20 protein-coding genes are annotated in these 23,799 nt (G+C 33.0%); 7 read left to right on the top strand and 13 right to left on the bottom strand.

Translation table 11 applies throughout. The annotated features are described in order from the left end of the window. Positions 1-101: 101 nt before the first annotated feature. The 3 genes from C6368_RS07375 to C6368_RS07365 all read right to left on the bottom strand — a co-directional run bounded on the left by C6368_RS07375 (position 102) and on the right by C6368_RS07365 (position 2,753). Positions 102-1,088 carry a fumarylacetoacetate hydrolase family protein gene (locus C6368_RS07375; RefSeq protein ID WP_107038553.1) on the bottom strand — a complete coding sequence of 329 codons (987 nt, stop codon included), beginning with the start codon at positions 1,086-1,088 and terminating at the stop codon, positions 102-104. A gap of 50 nt (positions 1,089-1,138) precedes the next feature. Next, on the bottom strand, positions 1,139-2,032 hold the full coding sequence (locus tag C6368_RS07370) for a tryptophan 2,3-dioxygenase family protein (protein WP_107038552.1): 894 nt from the start codon (positions 2,030-2,032) through the stop codon (positions 1,139-1,141). A 283-nt stretch (positions 2,033-2,315) separates the two neighbouring features. Continuing rightward, the gene (locus C6368_RS07365) at positions 2,316-2,753 is read right to left on the bottom strand and encodes an RrF2 family transcriptional regulator (RefSeq protein WP_107038551.1); all 438 of its coding nucleotides are present in this window, start codon (positions 2,751-2,753) and stop codon (positions 2,316-2,318) included. Between the two features lie 545 nt (positions 2,754-3,298). On the opposite strand from C6368_RS07365, the gene C6368_RS07360 reads away from it, so the two are divergent. Next, the gene (locus C6368_RS07360; protein WP_107038550.1) at positions 3,299-3,820 is read left to right on the top strand and encodes a c-type cytochrome; all 522 of its coding nucleotides are present in this window, start codon (positions 3,299-3,301) and stop codon (positions 3,818-3,820) included. 1,559 nt (positions 3,821-5,379) lie between these two features. Here C6368_RS07360 and C6368_RS07355 read toward each other — a convergent pair. Further along, on the bottom strand, positions 5,380-5,931 hold the full coding sequence (locus C6368_RS07355; protein ID WP_159038494.1) for an IS91 family transposase: 552 nt from the start codon (positions 5,929-5,931) through the stop codon (positions 5,380-5,382). Between C6368_RS07355 and C6368_RS07350 the strand changes: the two genes are divergently transcribed. Further along, entirely contained in the window at positions 5,919-6,221 is a 303-nt protein-coding gene (locus C6368_RS07350) for a GIY-YIG nuclease family protein (protein ID WP_317045972.1), read from the top strand. The two genes, C6368_RS07355 and C6368_RS07350, sit on opposite strands and share 13 nt — an antisense overlap. Here the strand turns inward: C6368_RS07350 and C6368_RS07345 are convergent. Next, the gene (locus C6368_RS07345; protein ID WP_159038493.1) at positions 6,198-6,683 is read right to left on the bottom strand and encodes an IS91 family transposase; all 486 of its coding nucleotides are present in this window, start codon (positions 6,681-6,683) and stop codon (positions 6,198-6,200) included. The genes C6368_RS07350 and C6368_RS07345 overlap by 24 nt on opposite strands. A 10-nt stretch (positions 6,684-6,693) precedes the next feature. Then, entirely contained in the window at positions 6,694-7,545 is an 852-nt protein-coding gene (locus C6368_RS07340) for a tyrosine-type recombinase/integrase (protein WP_107038546.1), read from the bottom strand. Positions 7,546-8,364: 819 nt separating this feature from the next. On the opposite strand from C6368_RS07340, the gene C6368_RS17460 reads away from it, so the two are divergent. The 4 genes from C6368_RS17460 (at position 8,365) to C6368_RS07325 (ending at position 11,174) form a co-directional block, all read left to right on the top strand. After that, positions 8,365-8,568 carry a hypothetical protein gene (locus tag C6368_RS17460; RefSeq protein ID WP_234369101.1) on the top strand — a complete coding sequence of 68 codons (204 nt, stop codon included), beginning with the start codon at positions 8,365-8,367 and terminating at the stop codon, positions 8,566-8,568. A gap of 5 nt (positions 8,569-8,573) precedes the next feature. Next, positions 8,574-8,792, top strand: a complete 219-nt coding sequence (locus tag C6368_RS17455; RefSeq protein ID WP_234369100.1) for a hypothetical protein — start codon at positions 8,574-8,576, stop codon at positions 8,790-8,792. A gap of 290 nt (positions 8,793-9,082) precedes the next feature. After that, the gene (locus tag C6368_RS07330; protein ID WP_107038545.1) at positions 9,083-10,144 is read left to right on the top strand and encodes a hypothetical protein; all 1,062 of its coding nucleotides are present in this window, start codon (positions 9,083-9,085) and stop codon (positions 10,142-10,144) included. 58 nt (positions 10,145-10,202) lie between these two features. Then, positions 10,203-11,174: a DsbA family protein gene (locus tag C6368_RS07325; protein ID WP_107038544.1), complete on the top strand. Its 972-nt coding sequence runs from the start codon at positions 10,203-10,205 to the stop codon at positions 11,172-11,174. A 9-nt stretch (positions 11,175-11,183) separates the two neighbouring features. Here C6368_RS07325 and C6368_RS07320 read toward each other — a convergent pair whose 3' ends face one another. After that, a complete protein-coding gene (locus tag C6368_RS07320) occupies positions 11,184-12,263 on the bottom strand; it encodes a glycosyltransferase (protein ID WP_159038492.1) in 1,080 nt (359 codons plus the stop codon). After that, entirely contained in the window at positions 12,256-13,197 is a 942-nt protein-coding gene (locus C6368_RS07315) for a lysylphosphatidylglycerol synthase domain-containing protein (protein WP_159038491.1), read from the bottom strand. The genes C6368_RS07320 and C6368_RS07315 overlap by 8 nt, the downstream gene beginning before the upstream one ends. A gap of 14 nt (positions 13,198-13,211) precedes the next feature. Between C6368_RS07315 and ruvC the strand changes: the two genes are divergently transcribed. After that, positions 13,212-13,787, top strand: a complete 576-nt coding sequence (gene ruvC, locus C6368_RS07310) for a crossover junction endodeoxyribonuclease RuvC (protein WP_107038541.1) — start codon at positions 13,212-13,214, stop codon at positions 13,785-13,787. Here ruvC and C6368_RS07305 read toward each other — a convergent pair whose 3' ends face one another. The 5 genes from C6368_RS07305 to C6368_RS07285 all read right to left on the bottom strand — a co-directional run bounded on the left by C6368_RS07305 (position 13,788) and on the right by C6368_RS07285 (position 23,769). Continuing rightward, positions 13,788-14,177: an HIT family protein gene (locus C6368_RS07305; protein ID WP_107038540.1), complete on the bottom strand. Its 390-nt coding sequence runs from the start codon at positions 14,175-14,177 to the stop codon at positions 13,788-13,790. Then, positions 14,177-14,650: a transcription elongation factor GreA gene (greA, locus tag C6368_RS07300; RefSeq protein ID WP_107038539.1), complete on the bottom strand. Its 474-nt coding sequence runs from the start codon at positions 14,648-14,650 to the stop codon at positions 14,177-14,179. Before greA ends, C6368_RS07305 begins: the two co-directional genes overlap by 1 nt. A 75-nt stretch (positions 14,651-14,725) precedes the next feature. Beyond that, positions 14,726-15,784 (bottom strand): PorV/PorQ family protein, encoded by a 1,059-nt coding sequence (locus tag C6368_RS07295; protein WP_159038490.1) that lies wholly within the window; start codon positions 15,782-15,784, stop codon positions 14,726-14,728. Between the two features lie 32 nt (positions 15,785-15,816). Further along, positions 15,817-20,004 carry a T9SS C-terminal target domain-containing protein gene (locus tag C6368_RS07290; protein WP_107038537.1) on the bottom strand — a complete coding sequence of 1,396 codons (4,188 nt, stop codon included), beginning with the start codon at positions 20,002-20,004 and terminating at the stop codon, positions 15,817-15,819. Between the two features lie 21 nt (positions 20,005-20,025). Next, positions 20,026-23,769: a carboxypeptidase regulatory-like domain-containing protein gene (locus tag C6368_RS07285; protein ID WP_107038536.1), complete on the bottom strand. Its 3,744-nt coding sequence runs from the start codon at positions 23,767-23,769 to the stop codon at positions 20,026-20,028. Between the last annotated feature and the right edge of the window lie 30 nt (positions 23,770-23,799).

Below are 23,799 nucleotides of genomic sequence, written 5' to 3'. Positions count from 1 at the left end.
TTAATAAAAGAATACAGGTTGGTTGATTCAATTTTTCAATCCCGTAAAAAGCCCCTTAACAAACAATTATTAAGAGGCTTTCGATAGTATTAATTAGACTTTTACTTTTTATATTCCTTTACTGATTGATTAATTCGCCCAAAGATTGACTGGCCTTCCTTGTTCTTCATATCAATTTCAATTCTATCGCCGAAATTCATAAATGAAGTAGTCGGCTTACCATCTTTAATAATCTCCAAACATCTTACTTCTGCTAAACAACTTGATCCATCTGGACTACCTTGATTGGCAACTGTTCCCGATCCAATTACTGTTCCCGCCATCAATGAACGAGACTTTGCAGCATGCGCAATCAATTGCCCAAAATTAAAGGTCATGTCAACTCCAGCATTTGGAGAACCAATAAGAACTCCATTTAATGTAGATTCTAAAGGTAAATGAAGTTTTCCTTCTTCCCAAACGCCTTCTAATTCGTCTGGTGTCACAGCCACTGGAGCAAATGTTGTCCATGGTTTTGATTGGTAAAAACCAAATTGTTTTGATAATTCATTAGGAATTAAGTTCCTTAAAGAAACGTCATTAATTATGGTAATTAATTTAATGTGGCTCAAAGCATCTTTTGAGTCCGTTCCAGCCGGTACATCATCAGTAATAACAGCGACTTCTGATTCGAAATCAATTCCCCATTCCTCTTTTTCTATCTCAATGTCATCGTTTGCTCCAATAAAAGCATCTGAAGCGCCCATATACATTAAAGGATCTGTCCAAAATGACTCAGGTAACTCCGCATTTCTAGCTTTTCTTACCAATTCCACGTGAGTAACGTATGCACTTCCATCAGCCCAATGATAAGCGCGAGGCAAAGTTGCTAAAACACGTTTGCTTGAAAAATCAAATGAACCTTCTATTCCACTCGAATTTAACCTTTTATATACAGCTTGCAACTCAACTTCAAGCGCATTCCAATTATCAATTGCTGACTGCATAGTAATTGCTAATTCGGGTACTCTTACCGCCTTCGTTAAGTCTTTGCTTACGACAACTAATTGACCATCTCTTGTGTTATTATCTATTGAGGCTAATTTCATTTCTCTACTATAAATTTCTTTATTTAATTCCTATGTGGCTTCTCAACTTATTATTCTTCCTTCCATATCTGAGGGAAAAATTTTCTTTGTTGATGTTTAGGATGTAAATATTTCTTCCACTCACTTCCTCCAGTAGCTGCTTGATTCTCACCTTTTTTATCTAAATAATGTTGTGCAGTATCTAAATGAACCATAGGCCATTTTACATTATACATTTGATCAAACTCTTGAAGACTTTCTACTAATTCTGGAGAGGGATTCTCAATTTTATCGAATTTTTCCTGCAAGGTCCTCCCTTTTAAATCATTTGCTAAAGCAATCAAATCTTCTTGATACTTATCCTCAAACATTCTCAACATCAATTTCTTCTCTCCTGTTTCACGGTTCATTCCAGCGTCCTTCCAATAAATATGTTCGAAATATTCTTCTGTGGTTGGGTTCTCAGAAATACGTGCTTTCCCGTTTTCATTCAAAAGATTCTTTAACTCAGTACAATAAATTTCAATTTCTCTGAAAGAAACACTTTGAAAACCACTTGCAGGAGCTAACGTTTTACGAAATACATTGTAATCATCATAACTCATTCCTTGACTCATAACGCTAAATGAAGTGATCAACATTGAAGTATATCTGTTCAATCTATTTATTTTATCAATCCAAACACCATCAGCTAGCTCCTCATTTACCAATTGCTTTAATTCATGCATCATCATTCCTAGAACTAATTCTGTTACTTGATGGTACATGATAAAGATTTTTTCATCCTTATAATCCGTTCTTGGTTTTTGGAGTGAGAACAAAGTATCAACCTCTATATAGTCCCAATATGAAATTGGTGAAGCTTGCAATAAACCTTCTAAGTATAAATTTGGATTTTCTCCTAAATCTTCATACTTCTTAACCAGTTTATTCAATAGATCCTTTGTTTTGTTTTCTTCGCTCATAGTCTAAATAAAATTTTAATAGCTTGATTTTATCACACGCTAAAAATAACAACTTTTATTAATTCAATATAATGTAATATTCCGAATTGATCGTTTTGAGTGATTATGCATCGAATAAATCCTTAAAAATGCTTAAATAGTGAATACTAATAATTTTAGCCTAAACTATTCAAATGATGCCAGAAGTTTTTCAAAATAAATAACCATCAAAGCAAAAAAAGACCTTTTCATCTTTTAATTCAAATCTAGTTAAATTATTTTGTAATTGTAAAAACGTGGAAATTTATCTTTTCAGAAATGTTAAACCAAAATCTAATCCAGTAGCTAGCTCCAGTAAAGTGGTATTTGTTAACATTTTAGCCAATTCATCTCTAACAACTTTGAATTGATCATGCACTGGACAAGGCTTAGCCTCATTGCACTGACTTAAGCCTAAGCCACAACCAACATAAATTTTATCCCCATCAATAGCCTTAACGATTGCGCTTAATTTAATTTTTTCTAAATCCTTTTTATTTATATAAAATCCTCCAGATGGCCCTTTTACAGATTTAACAATATTATTTTTAGATAGAATTTGCATTATTTTGGCTGTAAATGCTTCAGGTGAGTCAATGTGCTTTGATATATCTTTAACCCCTGTTTTCTCATTGCTATTCAAAGCTTGTTCTGCTATATGCAAGGTTGCTTTAATACCATATTCGCACGCTTTAGAAAACATCCTTATATTTTTTATTTGAAATTCAAGAATTCAAATTTAGTTTAAATTTATCAAAAACAATAACTTTACTAAAGCTTAGAAATTGACAAGTCGATTGTAAAGTTTGAAATCCAATAAACATACTTACTTAATTCTTATTCTTTATTATTAGTGCATAGCCCTGCAATTTAATTCATGAATATTTCAAAGCTTCTGTGTATTCAAACGGTATTTCATTTCGTAATAAAACGAAGCGAATTCTTAAAAACCTTGAAAAGTTATAAAGGCTGATTTTGGCAACTCCAATTTTGTTTAATAGAAAAATTGACTAGTTATTTATCATCTATAATTATTTCTTAACTCATTTCTTATCCTTAATTGCAGTCACCTAGACCATATAATACATGAGATATCTATTTTCTAATTATGGTAAAGAATCAGCTTGATAAAAGATATAATAGTCTTTTATGACTTATATCATAAAAGCCATAGTTTTTCATTATTTTGCCATTGCATAGATTTCATACGTCTATTTTTGAATCATAAATTAACTAAAAGAACAAATTATGAAAAATTACTTTAAAATTGGATTGCTCCTTTTAGCCGTTTCACTTTACAGCTGTGGAGGCGAAGAAGCAGAAAGCGCAAAAGAAGAAAAAGTACTTGTTAATCCTAACAACCCTAACAATTCAGCCTCTAAATCTGGCGCAGAAGAACATGAAGATGAAAAAGTTAGTGCATCTCAACGCGTGGATTTAGAAAACAAAGGAGTTGGGCCTATAAAGAGCGTCACCATTCCTGAAACCATTGATGAAGCTTTAGCGGAAAAAGGAAAAGAAATCTACGAAAAAAATTGTACAGCATGTCATAAAGTTGATAAGAAATTCATTGGCCCCGCACCAAAGGATATTCTTAAAAGAAGAAGTCCTGAATGGGTTATGAACATGATTATCAATCCTGACAAAATGGTTCAAGAAGATCCTTTAGCTAAAGATTTACTGATTGAATTTCATGGTTCTCCGATGACCAATCAGGGTATCACAGAGGATGAAGCAAGAGCGATATTAGAATACATCAGAACTTTGTAAGAAACACAATTCAAAAATAGATGTATGATTTTTTTTATATTAAGTAGGTAAATTGAGCAGTAAATCTTGTCAGCAATGTTGTTTTGATTCGATATAATTAAAATAAATCAAAACTTTTAATTAAGCATTTTTTACAAAACTGATTATCAGTGATTAGATTTAAGTAACACACTATTATTGCGTTACTTTTCTTTTTAGCTGCGGCGTTATTAGGATTGTATTGCTCCACTTTGCAGTTTCGTCAATTGATTTTGAATACTGATATGTCGTTCATGCACACTCTCATGAAGCCCTTTTGGGTTGGGTATATTTTGCTTTAATTACACTCATTGCTTACTACTTCCTAAAAGATTCAATTCCATCGAAAGTCTACAATAGAATTTTCAATTTTACTTTAGTTACGCTAATCGGAATGATGGTCACTTTTCCTTTTACGGGCTAAGCATTGTTTTCTATTATCTTCTCCAACCTATCTCTATTTGCTAGCTATTTCTATGCATGGCCGTTTTTTAAGTACGTAACTCTAGAAGAAAGAAGTTCACCTGCTTTCAAAACAATAAAATACGCGATAATCTATTTACTGATTTCAAGTATCGGACCATGGGCAATTGGTGGAGTGATGGCAACTTTAGGTCCTGAATAGCTTTGGTACCGTACCTCAATTTATTTTATATCTTCATTTTCAGTATAACGCTTGGATGATTTTAGGTGTGATAAGTGTTTTCCTTAAAGTTCTGAAAAATCATGATATCATTATTGATAAAACGCTAATTAAACGATTCTCGATCACTTTCAATATCGGAATAATACTCACTTTATTTCTATTCTATTTAGTGAACCTCATATTATTGCAAACGTAATTTCGGTTTTAGGTTCATTAATTCAATTAACAGGGTTGCTCTTCCTTTTTAATTTTGTTAGAAATTATTATATTGATATTGGACTTGTTTTCGGAAAAATCGCATGGCAACTTCTGCGTTGGTCCTTCTTGTTACTTCTGATTAAAAGGATAATGCAACTCTTAGCTTCATTTCAATACACAGCCGAGATAATCAGTAACAACACCTACCTAACTTAATAGCGTTTTATCAGTTGTTTTCTTTCAGTAGCTAAAGATAATCGTAAAAAATTAATTGCCAACCCAACAGTCGATTAATTGACGAGTAGAAAACAACTGATAAAACGGAGTTGGACTATGCCGCACTTTGGGTAAACTATAGGGCCGATTTGATTGGGATGGATATTTCCTTCATTTTTGGAGTGGTAAAATGAAGGACTAAAATGATTTCGATATGTAATAAAACCCTCTTCATATAAATTCATTTGTAAAAAGACATATTTATCCCATTACACTTTTTTAGCGTTTGGCGATCATTACAATAAGTAAAAGAACGTTCAATAAAATCAAGTGCCTCATGTAGGTGAAGCTATGATTTTGTGTTTTGCTCTCATTCTTCCTTTTTTGCATTTTTTGCAAGAAGTAATGTCCTTATTGATGACAAAACTCACTACTTCTAATGCGTTTAAACCTTCCAAGATTGGTAGAAACACCGCTTTGTTTAATATTTCAACACATTTACTAATTTATCTTTTAAGAACCGCAAGGACATAAACCCGAAGTAGCGTATTCTTCTAAAACCTGAAGGAAGAATATGCTGTAGAAAACGCCTAATAAACTCTTCTTCTGAAAGCGACATTGTTTTTCTTAAACCAGCATTTTTATAATCCTTATAACCAAAGATAACTTTGCCATCAGTGTGCTTTAATATACGTTGATTGGAGATCTCCACCCTGTGTGTGTAATTGCCTAAATAATTGATCAAATTGTTAGGTTTTGCAAAAGGTTTTTTGGTATAAACTACCCATTTTTTCTTGTACCATATTCCTTTTAATGTTTCTACATCTTTAATGTCATTGGTTAATTTAATCTCACCTTTTTGAATGACTTTCTCGAAGTGTTTAAAAAGAATACCTCTAAAAATGGCACTCAAAACTTTAAAAGGGATAAAAAACTTATTGTGAGCAGGTATCCATTCTCTACCATCTTCAGAAAGTCCACCCGCTGGAACGATCATGTGAATATGTGGATGGTAAACTAATGTTTGACCCACACCCCGTTAGAAATTCATATATTAGTACAATGGAAAGATTTTATGTTTATGTTCTCTCATCAAAAAAAGATAATTCTTGGTACATTGGGTATACATCAGACCTAGAAAGTCGCATAATTCAACATAATTCAGGGAAAACGATTACAACAAGTCGAAAAATGCCCTGGAAAGTTATTTACTACGAAGTTTCCTTCAGTAAAGCAGATGTAATAGCACGAGAAAAGTATCTAAAATCAGGTATGGGTAGAAGGTATTTAAAGAATAGATTAAAACATCAGCTCCATTTCTAACGGGGCAGGTGTATGGAGTATTGCAACACCTCCTGCTTTTGCTCCAAGATACTTGATGTTTTCGGCAGTTTGCATTATTGTTTCATTGGCAGCCTTGAAAAGTAAATTATAGGCCTGTGCTTGATTAAGATAAAACAAAGCATTTAGGCTATCTGGAACAGTGAATACAAGATGAAAGTACTTTACTGGAGGAAGATTTGAAGCTAGTTTATCTACCCATTTAGCTTTTTTTGTAAACTGACATTTTGGACAGTGCCTATTTCTACAAGAGTTGTAGGCTTGCTCTTTTGTTTCACAGTTATTACATTCTCTCACATGTCCACCTAGTTTTTCAGTTCTGCAACTTAGAATATCTCTAAAAGCCTTTTTTTGAGTACTTACCAATTTCGATGATGAAAGAAAGGTCTCTTTATTCTCCTCAAAAATGTCAGAAAGTTCGATTGTTTGTCTTTTATTTTCCATAGCTAAGATTTTAAACATTCATACTTTCTAATGGTGACTTCACTTTTGTAAGGTCGATATTTGTTAGATGCAAATAAACCGAGGTTGTCTTTAGTGTGGTGTGCCCTAAAAACCGTTGGATGAGTTTAATATTCACACCTTGTTCTAACATGTGAGTAGCAAAAGAATGCCTTAAAGTATGGGGAGATACTTCCTTTTTAATATTGGCTTTTTGAGCATTTTTCTTTAGAATATTTGCTAAAGAAGTAGGAGCTATTGTACTTCCTTCGTTTCCTTGAGGTTCAAAAAGATAGGTTTTAGGCCGGTTTAGTTTGTAATGCAACCTCAATAACTCAAGACATTTCGAAGATAAAATAGTAAATCGATCTTTCTTTCCTTTTCCCTGTCTAACATGTATTTTCATATTTTCTGAATCAATATCAGATGGTTTTATTTGAAGAAGTTCAGATCTTCTCAAACCAGCCGAGTATAGTAACATTACCATGGCTCTATGCTTAATGTTAATGATTACAGAAATAAGACGTTCGACTTCGTCCATTGATAAAACCACAGGAAGTTTTTGAACTTTTTTAGGTCGTTTAATTTTAATTCTTTCCCAATCATTTTTTAAAATATCTGAATAGAAAATTTTAAAAGCACTGATGTGTTGATTGATAAACGAGGTTGACCGTTTTTGATTAAAAATTAAGTCATGGAGGTAGACTTTAAACTCTTCTGTGGTAATCGAAGAAAGCGCTTTATTTAAACGCTTTTCCATTGCTGACATTGTCGTACAATAGCTTTTAACACTACTTGGACTGAAGTTTCTGTACTCCAATTCGAGTTGGAGTTTGTCGATACATTTTGAAAATTGATTTTTCATTTCAATAAATTTTATGGATTAATACTTCCATAAATTTATGTCAATGAGATGAGTAGGGGGAATTACCGATTTTCAAATCGGTTTAGTTCAACTATTGGATTTCTACATTGGTTTTTTCTTGGAGTGGTTATAATGGGTTTATTGGCATTACTTGACAAAACGGAACTTATTCGATTGAATAAAATAGATTTAAGATACTATGATTTAGGGTTCGCAATAACTGAATTCGTGATATTCTATAAGCCTGCAGAATTAATTTTAGGTTCCCCTATAATTCCAAAGTACGATTAGTTTCTCTTGTTTGCCAGCTTTTTTATTGTAATTGGGATTGCTTATATTATATTAAAAAAATGGTAAAAACTAAAACGATAAATTCACTAGAGATGGCAGAAAATCCCTATAATTCTGGATCTCATTCAAAATAATCGATCATGTGAGATACAGAATAGATCTGAAATTATATTATATATTTTAATATTCTTCCCCCTAAGAATACCAGTGCATAAATAAATTATGTGCTTGACATCTACCTTTGAAGAAAAAAAGAAGATGAATTTACTAAGATTTATGGAAGAATTCCCGAATAATGAAACTTGCAAGGCTCATTTTAGAATTAAAAGAGAAAAGGAAGTTGTAAAATGTAAATAGTGGACAACATGGATCATTATTGCCTTCTAAGTAAAATTCAATTAGAATACAAGAACTGTTCTTTTAGGACTACTCTTAAAAGTGGTAGTAAGCATGGTTCTAAAGTCAATTTTTATTATTGGTACCAAGCTATGGCTTATATGACTAACAATAATAAAAAAATTTCAGCGAATGGACTTCAACGACAGTTGGATCACCCAAAGTACTATTCAATCTGGCCATTTAGGTATAAAATTTAGAGGAGTAATAGGGAAACGTGATAACTTACACCCATTGGAGGGCTCTATTGAATTTTATGAAGGATATTTTGCTAAGGCAACCCCAAAAAAGATTAAATTGAAACGAGGTAGGGTGCCCATAAGTGTCAAAATGTAGCAGTTATGGCTGAGTCACCTACTCTCAAATATATAGAAACAGGGCATAAAAGTAACCAATGCCGATTTTTTAAAATGCAAGTATTTACTTATCACAATGCTTATACAAATTCAGAATTGGTTGAGGAAAATTTTGACGAATCCGCAATTGTTCTTTCCAATAAAAACAGTAGTTACTTAGATATTGCCAATTATTTAGAAACACATATAACAGAGAAAGTCTAATAATCAATTTACTAAAACTATTTTAAAGTGGGTTTATATTGCAATTAGCAATGCTAAAAGAACTTTGCTGAGTGAGTTTCACAAAATAAAAGGAAAATATTTACAATCATATCTGAATGAGTTTTGTCCCAAACTTAAGCGCAGAAACTTCTGCAACAGGGTTTTATAAAGATTAACTTAGCAGTTTCTAAGATTTACAGGTAAAATATGAGGAAGTAGTAATTTTTATTATCTTTGTATCAGAGCCTTATTTATAAAGCTTGACTAATTTCTAATTAAAAAAAACTATTATGAAAAAACTACTATTAATTACAGCCATTTTATTTTTTGGAATTGTATCATGTCAAAAACAAGAATTAATTCCAAAAAATTCAAATGAAACTAAAGGTATTTCTAACTATGAAGAATCCAAGACTCGAAACTTCAAACATGAACTAGTTATTTACGACGATGACAACAAAAGCTATATTATGATTGCATTGCACGCAGATGATTTGGATGTTATTAATGAATTTAACAAGAACAATAGAATAATAATTAACCCTTCCAATACTAATATAGAAAAAGGTGTAAACTCTATAATTGATAATAAACAAGAATTATTGAACAACCATGAAGTAAAAGATGATTTTCAAGGAACTGAAAATCAAGAATCAAGTTTAGTAATAGAAGTTATAAAACATAATTTTAATACAACTAAAAAACATTTTACATTAGGAATTGAAAGTACAAATAATACAAAATCTTTTGTACCTGGAATTAGTATTACTTGGACAGCTAATACGAATACTCAAACTCATATCGGTGCTATTCACAACGGAACTGGATACAATAACTTGGTAAGATTTCGTTATAAAAGCGGTTTAAATCTTAGCTGGAAACACTTAAGTTCAGGTGGTTTCAATGCATGGTATATTACACCTGGCTCTAGTTCTTACTTCCGATATTGGTGGTACGAATATTCGAACCCTCGTAAGGTAGAGATGATAGTGCAAAGCGACAATCGACAAACCGGAATTAACTACTATGTAATATATAGCCTCGATGCGAATAATGCCTATTCAAAAGAATGTCCAATTGGAAATTATAATAACAATAATTACGCTGAATGTTATTATGGTACTGTACCAGTAGGAACGAATGCTTTTGATTTTAATTATGGAGGTTCAGGTGGGACATGGTTCCTATATACTCCTATAAATGGAAATGTTTGTCCTTGGCTACCTGAAGTTGGAAGTGGATTTGATGGAGCACATTGTAAAGTTGTCAAAATACCAAATGATGCAGTTGGTAAGCAATATGTTTGGCAAAGAGATTTGCTGATAAAGTCTTATAAATTAAGTGAACTGTAATTTCCTATTATAAACTTAAAAGGAGAGATAATTATCTCTCCTTTTAAAAAATACTTTTATGAGAAAAGTTATAATTATATTTTTGATATTGAATTTATTTAATTGCTGTACACCTAAAGAAATAAATTCAATTAAAAATAAAGATTTAATTGTTGCTGAATTTGAAGATGATAAGCTTCTTGAGTATCAACTAGATTCTATGATTTCTGATATGGTTTATCAAGTTAAGTTAAATGCCATAAACGAGTACTTTTCAAACTTACTTTTGGATAAAGAATCTAAAAATAATAACCTAAGCAGATTCGACTACGTAAACGCAACTAAACTAGAAGATAATGATCCGTATTTAAAAATAGAATTAGCAAATAATAGTTACACCAATATTGTAAAAACTGATTCTATAAAGGCTAATATAATTTACAAAAAAGCTGTTTATCAAGCTAAAATCAAGGGACTACGGAATAATATTTTAGAAAATAATAGAATTTCAATTTCTTTAGAAAAAGATTTTCATAGAGATTTCAATAAAAAATTAGAAGGTCCATTCTTATACAAATCCAATACTGGTTGCTGTGTTGAGATTATTATTGTATCTAATTATGAGTGTTCGTATTGTTATAAAATGCATAATGAACTAAAAGAATTAGTAAATGAATACAAAGATATTGCTCAATTCAAGTTTGTTTATTTAAGCAATAATTTATTGAAATTTTCTAAAGCTCCAATTGCCGCTAACTTGCAAAACTCCTTTGACGAAATGAATGAATTCGTGTTTGAAAAAGTAAAAGAAGGAACCATAAACGACTCACTCATAATAGATTATGCTAAAAAATTAAATCTTAATATAAATAAATTTGTTGAGGACTACAACTCTGTGAAAATTCATAATCAAATGCTCGACAACAACGATATATTAAAAGATCATTTTATTTATCAAACTCCAACTTTAATAATAAACAATAAAATTTACGATGAACCAAATGTAATTAATATTTTGAAAAATATTTTGAAAAATAAAAAAATATTGTAGAATTCATCATCAAAATCGGCCTTTCCACTTTGGTTTATAAAACACTGCCAATAAAGCTACTAAAATGAACAAAATAGGATAAACAATCTGAAAAAGAGGTAGAATTAATACATTTTTAGAATACTTTAATTTTTGAGAATAATTCAAATAGACCAAAACGTCAATTAAAAATCTTAATACAAATACACAAATTAAAATTAGCCACAGACCATTAATTAAAGCCGAAAATAAAGCAATAATTCCTCCAACGAAATAAAGCAAAACAAACAAACCAATCAATGAATCAACCCAATCTACTTGATATTTACTCTTGCTTAACCACCGTACCCTTTGATCAAAATAGGCTTTTAATGAATTCGGAGCAGCCGTTTCAACACTCAATGAATGATCGTTTCGAATATGAATTGGTAGATTATTGTTTCTAAAATTCTTTAATAGAAAATAATCGTCCCCTGAAGCTAAATGTTGATGAGATTCTAATTGTTGGTCATAATTCATCAATTTTGAATCAAATAATAGATTAGCACCACTAACAGAAATTGGCCAAATTGATGATATTAAAAAATTAAATGCATTGAAAAATGAATATTCAGTACTAAACAATTTCCCAAGAAAACCTTTACCTTTCATTTTAACCGGTAAAGAAGATAAACCAGTAGAATTCAATAAATGATAAGAATTAAAATATTCAATATTTAAAACGACATCTGCATCTAAAGTCAAAATATATCTTGATTCAGCTTTTTGGACTCCATAAGCAAGAGCCGACTTTTTACCCGTTTTTTCTACAGGCAAAGAAAATAGATTTCCTAATTTCTGTTTATCGATGAATGTTTGAATTATAGTTATTGATTCATCATCCGAATGATCATTTACAAATAGAATTTCGTTTGGAAATTGATCCTGCAATAAGATGGATGATAACAATTCAGGTAAATTTTTCTCTTCATTTCTAAAAGGAATAACAACTGATATTTGATTCAAGGTTATTTTCCCAGGTTTAGAATCCTTTTTCCACATTGGAAAGATTCTCAGTCCTGTAAATAACAGAAAACTGAAAAGCAAGAAAACCAAATATATTTCAGGCATTGACATAAGTTTTCTTTTTAAGAATAAAGAACAAGCCCAATAGAGACGGTACACCAAGATTAACTAGCCATAAAAGTAATGATGAAGCCACAATTATAGAATCATTTTCTAATACAAAGCCCAAAATTAATAATCCAACTGTTTCGCGGATAATCAATTTACCAAAGAGTAAACTAGGTGTTAAAGTGCTCACTAAATACACTGTTAAAATTCCAGAGTAAAGCATGAAAGATGGCTCAACCCCAAAAGTCATTAACATTAGAAGAAATTGTATAGAAAATACAAAATAACGTAATGAACTTAAGCCTATTAAAGGTAGAAATATTTTTGTAGCTTGTTTTTGAAATAGAACGAGAATATTCTGTTTCCTATTAAGCCTTCTAATTTTTGATAAAGGAATAAAAGGAACTAAAAAATAAAACAGAATAGAAAGGAATAAGATTGAAATTAAAAGAAGCTTACCAGAATCTTTAAATGATGAAAATTCAAAATCAAAAAAATAAAGAAATGCTACCGCACCAAATAATAAAGTCACTAAGAATTGAGCGAAATTACTATAAAGGGTTCCTAGAATTAATTGACCTCTGACTTTACCCTTAAAAAATATCATTCTTCCTATGAAGTTTCCAATCCGATTAGGTGTTATAATCCCAGTACTCACACCTGAAAAAAGTGAATAGATTAATTCTTTAACGCTGAATCTAATAGAATTAACTTTTAAAATACTTTGCCATTTTAGTAATTCTAATCCCCAATTAACAGGCAACAGTAATACAACCACTACAAAACATATAGGATTTCGTACTTCAAGAGATTTAAACTGATTAAACTCAATTTGAGAAATTTGACGAATAAAAAAATACAATACGAAGATAAACAGGACCATTTTTAATGTCCACACCAAAGACTTTTGTACCTTTATATTTTTAGTCACGTTCACTTTTTACAATGGTTGAAGATAAAATAATTCTCGGAATAGATCCCGGAACTACAATAATGGGATATGGAATTATTCATATAAAAAACAAGAAAATGTCTCTTGTCACTTATGGAGTTATTCATTTGGCTAAGTTAGCAACTCATCCTGACAAATTGAAAAGAATTTTCGAACGTGTTGACGGATTGATCAAAGAATATAAACCAGACGAAATGGCAATTGAAGCTCCGTTCTTTGGTAAGAATGTTCAATCTATGCTAAAACTGGGACGTGCGCAAGGGGTTTGTATTGCAGCCTCACTAAATCTAAATGTACCTTTTGAGGAATATGCGCCAAGAAGAATAAAACAAGCCATTACTGGAAAAGGATCAGCCAGTAAGGAACAAGTTGCTTTAATGATACAAAGTTTGCTAGGGTTAAAAGAAATACCTAAACAACTTGATGCAACAGACGGTCTAGCTGCAGCAATTTGTCATTACTATTCCAAAGGAGTGGGTGAACACAATAAAACAAAAGCCTCCAATTGGAAGGCCTTTGTTAGTCAGAACCCGGACCGAAATAAGAGTCCAGAGATAAATAAGAAATAATTAAGCTTCCTGTATCATATTTGCAATTCCTTCCATTTCATCATTAGATAAGCTTAATTTTGATTTACTAAAATCCATATCAGCAATACCGTTAATCGGCATTAAATGAATGTGAGCATGCGCAACTTCTAATCCAATGACAGTCATTCCAATTTTTTTACAATCGAAAACTTTATCCATTTTCTTTGCAACAGATTTTGTAAAAACCATAAAATCACTCAAAAGTTGATCGTCAACATCAAAAATATTATCGATTTCCTTTTTAGGAATTACTAAAACGTGTCCTTTCGTAATTGGTTGAATATCCAGAAAAGCAAGAAATGAATCATTCTCTGCTACCTTATAACTTGGGATATCTCCGTTAATAATTTTCGTGAAAATTGTGCTCATTATCTTGTGATTTCCATAATTTCAAATTGAATAATCCCTCTAGGCGTTTCTACATCAGCAATGTCTCCAAGTGATTTACCTAACAAACCTTTTCCAATTGGAGAATCTACAGAAATTTTCTTTTCTTTTAAATCAGATTCGTTTTCTGCTACAAGTGTATAAGTCACTTCTGCGTTGTTAGAAAGATTTTTAATTCTAACGGTAGACAAAATAAGTGCACGTGTGGCATCAATATCCTTATCATCAATAACACGTGCATTCATTATCACAGTTTGTAGTTTAGCAATTTTCATTTCTAAAATACCTTGTGCTTCTTTTGCCGCGTCATATTCTGCGTTTTCAGATAAATCTCCTTTATCAATAGCTTCACCAATTTGAGCAGATATAATTGGACGTTGTACACGTTCCATGTCTTGCAACTGATCTCTCAGTTTTTTAAGACCTTCTTCTGTATAATAACTAATTTTCGACATAATAAAAATATTAATAAACAAAAACAAGAGAGCCATAAGACTCTCTCGTTCCAACAAATATAATTAAATTTTATCTTACTTCAAACTAAGTGTAACACCAAAAGTATTAATTACACCGAATGGATTAGAAGTACGAATAGCATATTCAAATCCAAAAGGAATTGCTTTATCTCCTAATAATGCGTCAATTGACACACCAGCAGTCAATCCAGTTAAAGAAGTTGTAGATTCCTCACGATCAAAGATTGCTTTTTCACCTACAAAACCAGCTCTTACATTAAAAGCTGCCTTTTTAAAAGCCATTCCATAATCAAGTCCAATATTGAATTGATCATTCGTGAATGAATTAGCATGAAATGCAGCAGCTACAATTAACTTCTTTGATTCATCAAAAATGAAATCATAAGAGAATCCCATTGCTAATAAAGAAGGCATTTCAAAAGTTGCAGAACGCTGAACTAATGTAGCATTTCCACCAGTTCCTTGATACAAAATCTCTTGCGAAGTTCCGTCTCCTTCAAAAGTCATTGGAGTACCAACGTTTTTCAAAGTAATACCAAATTTCATTTGATCTTGCTCTCCAGTTACATATCTAATTCCGGCATCAAAAGCCACACCAGTCGCTTTTAAATTAGAAATATTCTCATTCATCACTTTTACGTTTAAACCAGCGTAAATTGAGTTTGAAAATTCTCTAGCAAAACCAATATTAATAATGTTTTTTCTCGGGCTAAATTCACCAATACCTCCTTCTGGTAGATCAACAGTTGTAATGTCAATATCTCCATATCCAAAAGCTTGAAGAGACAATGCGATTACAGTTTGATCACCAACACGTTGTGCTATACCAGCAGAGTTTAATGATATATCAGCATCACCAAGCCAATTGGTATAGTTAAACTTTATCTGAGTCTTTTCTGTAAAAGCCAGTCCAGCAATGTTTGTAAATTGAGCCTCCAAACCATTCGTGGAAGCAACACCTGCTGTTCCAAATGCTGTAGAACGAGCCCAAGGATTAACTAACATTTCACTAGCTCCTGCTGAACCGATTCTATCTTCGTTACCGGCCAAAGTTGTGAAGCTCATAGCTAGAGCTCCCACAATCATTGATCCTTTTATTATTGTTTTTAACATATCCATCGTTTACAAAGTTAAGTGTCTGTTGCTTATAAGTTCTCTAAATCTGCTTGACGTAACCCTCCGAAGAACTTAATAACGCGTTCTCCAATTTCTGGTACATCAACATGAATTAGGTAAACTCCACCCGCAACTGAAATGTTATCACTGTTTTTCAAGTCCCAGTCAATTGAAGTAATCGGACTATCTTTATCGTAAGCTCTAATCAATTTACCTGAAGTATTGTAGATTCTTACTTTACAGCGTTCTGGCAAGTTTGTAATTTTAACACGAGTGTCTAATTTACTTCTTTCGTATTCAGAGAATGCATAATAAGGATTAGGTACTACATTAATCATGTCAAGTGCTTCAGCCAATGTTTCTTCATCACTTTTAATAGTTCTGAAATCATCCATAGACCATTCGTAAGTTGGTTTTCCACCAAAAGCAGCTGTTTGATTATAGTTATCATATTGCTTGTTGATTCTGATTCTCATACGAACATCAGTTGCAAGAAGCGTACTATTTTGAGCTAACAATGGATTAACAACCCATGATAAACCACCATATACAGATCTATAACCACTTACGTTTTCTAAAGCCAATTGTTCGTAGATATAAGCTCCTTGGTCATAAGCAGGTATCTCTTCATCTTCATTACCGAATACATAAATAACATGTTGTCCACCAAATAAAGGACTACCTGTAGAATTAGACATTGCTGAAGTAGGATTCCAAACCATGTCTGCACCGTTTTCACCAACTAAGAAAGAATTCTCACCATAAGCAACATTCAATCTACGACCAGTTTCTACATCGATAGCATATCCTGGGAACCAACCCATCCCAACTGGTGTAGTTCCATTTGGATCTGCTTCAGCAGCATTATAACCAGCATCACCTACTTGATTACCGTTTTTATCGATTGATGGACTTTGACGTAAGAAACCAGGAATACCACCATTAATATTTAGGTTTTCATCTGTTCCTAATTCAATCACTGGACTACGTGTCCATTTTGATTTGTCATTTGTTAATACAACATCTACACTCGTTTGGAATACAGAAGGCATTTTCAACTTCTCAATACTACCAAAAGCACTTGAAATTGTAATATTACTTGGTACACCAATTGTCATAAATCCACAATCATTTCTTCTTGCTACTTGTCCTAAAGTTACAGTACCATCAAATAAATTGGCAAACACTTGTGAAGGGTCAACTCCAATAATGTCATTATAACAACATGGATTATTCAAACCAAATGCATCATCACATTCATTTTCACCAGCAGAATAATCACCAGCGGCAATCCAGTTTTGCGGATTAAATGAATTTACATCACTTATTCCAGATAACCATCTTTGAGAACTATCTGCAAATTGAAGAGTTGTTTCAATAGGTAATGCTATCCTTTCTCTGAACACACAAGTTGCAGCCTCACTAGCACAAGGGTACATATCTTGGAAGATAGATACTGAAAGTCCCCATTCCGGAATCAACTGTTCGTTTCTTTCACCAATTGTTCTGTCTGATGTAATAGACTCAATCAAAGTACCTCCTTTCGATGTATAACGATTAATTGTCCAACTAGCAGTATCAATCAATGAATAATCATCAAACGCTAATGTGAAATAACCATCAACAAGGTTTAAAGGATCAATTACTTTAACATCGATTGGACCTTTACCTCTTTGGTAAGTAGGAGTATCGATAGAACCATTTGCTACAATAAAGTCTTCTGAAGCAGTTGTTAAATCAATTACTCTATTTCCATTTCCTCTACCATCTAATGTTGTAATTTCTGGAGAAGAACCATAAGGTAATTTAACTATTGTTCCATCAAAACGTGGTTTAGGAGAATGTGGAATTGCAGCAGTTGCTTTAATTGCAGTTCCATCAGCAGATAAACGAGAACTAATATATGGAATTTTCTGTCCATCTAATAACGCTGCATCTGTTGGATCATACTCTTTAAACTCATTGTGTGCATAAGCAATTGCTATATAATAATAAGTCTTATGATTTACCAATGCATTTCCTGTAAACAAATCTTCTGTTATTTGGAAAGAATGACGAATCCCAGTATTGTCCCCATCAACTTTTTCAGTTGGAATGGCAAATCCAAGTTCCTCGTTAAATTCAAAGTTAATGATTCTTGAAATATCGTTTTTGATATCACATTGTGCAACTAATCTAGCTCTATCGTTATCTCCTATATCAGAAACTCCAGACTCTTCATCTTTAATTTGATAAATTTGATAACCTTCAAAAGAATAAACTTTATCAATAACACTTCCATCAATTGGATCTACAATATTAATATTGTCTTCTTCAGCGTATGATTCATCAACGTTATTTCCGAAAGGATTTTCAATCATTAGAACCAATTCATTTTCTAATTCAACAACGCTCAATATTGGAGCTGATGGAGGATCAAGAATTTCAAAACAGTTATCGAATAATGCTTGTGCTTTTGTATCATTTTTACGTAAAATTTCAACTGATGCGAAACCATTTCCTTCATAAGCACGTCCATAAACTACACCTACTGTTAAATTATTTACAGCTCCTGGTGTTAATGTAAATGGTCCAGCCGATTGTAAGAAACGTCTATCTCCAATTGGATTAGATGCTCCATTACCATCAACGTTAAACTCAGACCAGTTCCATCCCATATCTTGTCCGTTAGTACCAAAGTGTAAAGGGTCAGTATTGTCAGGATAAGTGTATGCAGCAGGCACGTTTGTTACTCCAGGAGAACCTGTGTAACCAGTCCCACCGTAATAGAAAGGAGATTGATCTTTCCAGAATCCAGTCATATATAAGTAGAAATCACTTGGTGTAGAAGGGTCATCCGTTGCTGGAGTTCCTAAGTCACCTCTATTGAAGTAATTAAATCTTCGCATTCCGAATCTTTCGTTATCGATAATACCATCTGAATACCCAATACCAATACCTTCGTATACAATACCGTTTCCTGTTCTTGCTTCGTTTACAGTTGGAACAACATATACCATATCGCCATTTTGTTCTTCAAAACGTGGACCAACGTTATCAATGTTATCAGCATCTTGGTAAGGTCCCTCAAAGAAATCGATACCTACCGCTGGTGGATTTTTACCATAACCTGGAGCACCACTTTGACCTTCATCGTCATTGTCACCATTATAAGCATAACCTAAACCTCTAGAAACATCACAACCAACATAATCATCTTCAGAGAATCCCACATCAGCATCTGCATATTGTGTAAAGTATGTATTCTCTAAAGTAGTTGTACTACGGTTAATCATTTCATAATTATAAAATGTCATTCTATTTACTTCATCATTTGTAGCGAAAGAGAAAGCTTGGGCACGAATTTCCATTCCAATTGGATCACCACCAGTTTCAGTGTGAATATTTCCTTTATCGTTAAATACCCACCAGTTGGTTTTGTCACCAAACAATGTTACACGTCTATCAAATCCACATTTAACATCATCTCTTCCAAGAATGTCATCAAACCATGGAACATCACCTTGAGTTGGGTCATAGTTACCATCTCCAGCACCACCTACAGATGGATAATCATAAAATGGAGCTAAATAATAATCTTGCTGCTTAGTAATATCACCATGTGCAGGCCAGTTGTTAATACGTTGAATTGCATCATTTGTCAATGGAAATTCATCAGTACAAGTTGGGTCTAAACTACATTCAAATCTCAAAGTATAATTGATTACTTCAGCTTTTGCTATTGGGAAAAACTTGTCATATTCAATACAAACTGCAGGATCAATTTCAGCAGGACCAAAAGGCCTGATAGCGTTATCACTAACAGATTGACTTGGGTCATAATTACCACTTCCAGGACTTACAGTTAAAGGTCCACCCCAAAAATCATTACCTTGAGTTCTAAAAAGAACAGCAGCAATTTTTAATTGACCATTAACATCTACTCCACCCATCCAAATGGAACCAGAGAAAAGAACGTGATTTCCACCTCCCAATGGCACTTCATATGAAGCAGAAGTAGTAGCTCTGTTTTGCCAAAGAGATCCACCAACTTCAACCAATGCTCGCACATCATTGAAATCCATAAATAATCTAGCATCTGATGGAGGACAGTTGGCCTTGTTGTAATCCTGGTTTCCACCTAAAGGCTTGTTCCCTGCACTCGCAGTTGGATCTATCGCGGCACTCGTTCCAAATGTGAAACTTAACCCGATTAATACTAATAAAAATAATTTCATAATCTTACTGTTTTTTCTCTATTAAAAATCAAACTTAACACCTAGTCTTATTGTTCTTGGTTGACTTATGTTGTATGGGTTATTCATGTACATACTATATAAGTCTCTGTATGATTGTTCGTCCAATTGATTTTGGATTGTCGATTGCCATTGTGCCGCAGCTAAATAACCATCATCATCAACATTACCAGTTGCTCTATATACATTAATTACGTTGAATTGGTTAAGAAGGTTGGTAACCCTTACATAAACATTCAAATTAGCACGTTTTTTCTTTTCATTTTCATCACCGAATTCTAAATTAAATGATTTATCCAATTGAATATCTAGACGGTAAGTCCATGGTTTACGTGATCCATTCAATCCACCTGTTAATTGTGGTGTTCCACCGATAAGACTAGTAATATTCTTTTGATCAGAATAAGGAGTTCCTGAATTTACTAATGTAATAATGTTTAAACCTGTATTTTCTAAAATATTGATATCCTTAATTACTGGACCATTGTAGTCTTTTCCTGAACCATATCGGTAATCAACAGAGAAAGAGAATGCATGTCTTTGGTCATAGCTAAATGGATAAACAACTCGTAAATCTGGTTGGTTTGAGTTTACAAAAGATAATGCAGAGTTTGCATCAGATCCTGTTCCTTCTGCGAATTGTAAAGTATAATTAGCAGTCATTCTTAAATTACCAGTTCTTCTTAAGTCATATTCTAAAGTTAAACCTTTTACAGTACCAAAATCACGGTTACCATAAGTTCTGTAAGTTACAGGATAAGCTTCGAAAATATTACGAATTTGAACTTGATCTCTTAACTCACGGTAGAAAACACTCATCTTTAAAGATGAAGTACGTGTTAATACTTGTTGGAAACCGAACGAGTAATCAATTGTTTTTTCTGGACGTAAATTTGCATTATTGATAATTGAACTTCTTGCAGTTGCAAATTGATAGTCAATTGGGTCAAAACGAACTCCTGATGGTGGACGTCTTGTTAAGATATCATAGTTAGCAAAGAAATTAGCTTCATCAGATATCGGGAAAGAGAATGCGATACGTGGCATTAAATTGATTGCCGCTTTATAGTCCTCAAAAGCATCTGCAGTTGGAGTCGTTTGATTAGGAGCCAACAACCATGGTGCAATTCCAGCAGGCCCTCTTAAAGTTGTTGGGTCTTGCACTATTGTTCCATTTGCGTCAAACCACTCTTCTCCAGATCTAAACCCATTAATTTGAGTTGGGTTTGAAATATCGTTAACGTAAACAACATAATCATCACCAATACTTTCTGGAATATTTACCCAGTCATATGTACCTGGATCAGCACTTTTAAGTGCTCTTGCCTCTGTTACAGAATTTGCATTATAGAATAAGTAAGGATCTTTCAACACAGGTTGATTTGCATCAAAGATATCTACACGAAGACCAACGTTGAATACGATGTCATCAAAAGAGAATTTATCCATAATGTAACCCGATACATAAGTAGGTTGGAATGCACCGATAAATCTTGTGTAGTTTCCGTTTTCATCTGTTTCATTAAAGTACTTGTTGATATCAGTAGCACCAGAAACTCTTTCTCCTGTATGGTCATATCCATAATAAGTAATAATGTTATTTCCTTGGTTAAACAACTCATCTGGAGTAAACATGTCCAAAGTAAATAAACTTGGATCATAACTATCGATATCTACTAAATCTGTTCCCGCTGGATCAAGACCAAGTGCCTTTCTGAAGTTATAATCAAAGAAATATTGATTGTCTCCTTCCACAGCTCCACCATATTCACCATTACCTCCGTTTGCAGCAAAACCAGTATTTAAACGTTCATAAGTAACACGTGGGTAAGTTCCATAAAAGTCATAGTTTGGTTGATTAAAATCTAAACCAGTAATGTGACTGTTCATATATTGACGAGAAATTGTCCAAATACTCATTGGTCCACTTGCACCTGAACCCCAGCTACGATCCCAACGTTGCTCATACTCAACTCCTAAAGAAATGTTATGACCACCAATTACGATTGAAGCAGATCCTGTAATACGCAATTGCTCTGCATCTGATTTTGCAAAACCATTATAAGGCGTACCAAAGTTGCTCCAGATTCCATAAACACTTTCTGGGGCATCACCATTTCTAAGTCCACCACCAAGATTAATTTGTTCAATATTTTGGTAACTTCCTGCTGGATTAGGATTCAATTCATAGTATTGATTGGTAATTGCAGCTAATGTAGGATTAATATCAGATGGAGTAAAATCTACAATTACAGATTCAAATCCATTGTGAATTAAACTATCCTGACCTTCATTGAAATTATAAGTTGGTCTAAACGTTGAGTTAAAATAACCAACATGTCCATAATTAAATACATCAAATTCATGATCTTCATCAAATGATTTACTTGAAGATTTAGAGTAGTCAACCATTAAGTTATAGTAAAAGCTCTTCACTTTTGAACTTGTACCTTCAGTATCATTTCTAAAACGTTGAGTTAAACGACCATATACCCTCCAGTCAAATTGACTTGTATTACCAAAATTTTCAAAATTATATAATGAGTTAGCATAACTATATGCTTTACCTCCATTGTAGTTCATCGAACCACCAAAAGTTAAATTCACAGTTGGTCCTGTATTCACATCAATTTTCCCTGCAGCAGTAAAAACTGTTCGACGAGCATTCATTCTATAATTTGTTTTCTCAAAGTTATCCTTTCTCAGGAAGTCAGAGTTATTGAAATAACCTTGACCATCTGAAGAAGGTCTTAATGGATTATCAATAAGTGTTTGTCTTGCTTCTTCTGTAATTCTCCATGAACCATCAGCCACTGGACGAGGATCAATTAAATCATTAAAGGTTGCAGAAACTAAGAATCCTAAAATCGGCTCCGTTTTCTTTCCTGTTGAATCTTTTCTCATTAATAAAGGTCCTGAGAACATTCCCTCAACTAGATTATAACCGAATTGATCTAAACCAATTACTTTACCATCATATCCTAGTTCGTTTTCTCCTTGAAAATAGAATCCAGAAGTAACTGCTTCTAAACTACCAAAAAATTGTCTAGAAGGACCTCTTGTAGTTACAGAGATAATCCCTCCTGTTGCATCACCGTAGTTTGCTGGAACACCACCAGTAATTACTTGAACTTCTTCAAGCGCTGATTTAGGAAGGTTTGAAGAACCACGTACTTTAATACCATCTATATAATAGTAAGAAGCACCCTCACGAGAACCCCTAACGCTAATTTCACCAGAACCTTCTGACTCATTAACACCACCAACAGTAGAAGCTACACCACTTGCAGAACGAACTGGAAGCTTAGAAATATCTTCACGTGTTACAGTAGAACCTTGTGCTCCACCATCTTTGTTAATCAACGGAACTTTATAGGCAATAATCTGCACTTCATCCATTTGTTGAACATCTTCTGGCTTAGACAATTCAGTTTTATCCATAAATGTAATACGTTCAGCCGAAACCGCAACGTTCTCAATTTTCATCGCTTGGTATTCTTGCGAACGAAATTCCACATCATATGTACCAGATGAAATTGAAGGAAATTGGAATTTACCATCAAAATCTGATTCTGTACCACCTTTAATTATACCTCCTTGATATAGGACGACTTTCACAAAAGGGATTGGTTCACTTGATTCACTGTCAATTACGGAACCTTTAATGGATCCGTTACCGGCTTGCCCAAAAACAGTACCGACTGACAATGTGATGCTTAAAAACAAAAGGTAGAGTCTACGTGTCATAAGTTTATATTATTTATTCTTACTTATTTT

The sequence above is a fragment of the Brumimicrobium mesophilum genome (assembly GCF_003025005.1).
GTDB classification, from domain to species: Bacteria; Bacteroidota; Bacteroidia; order Flavobacteriales_D; family Crocinitomicaceae; genus Brumimicrobium; species Brumimicrobium mesophilum.
The sequence above is the reverse complement of the archived record's forward strand: the minus strand, read 5'-3'. Positions and strand labels throughout refer to the sequence as shown.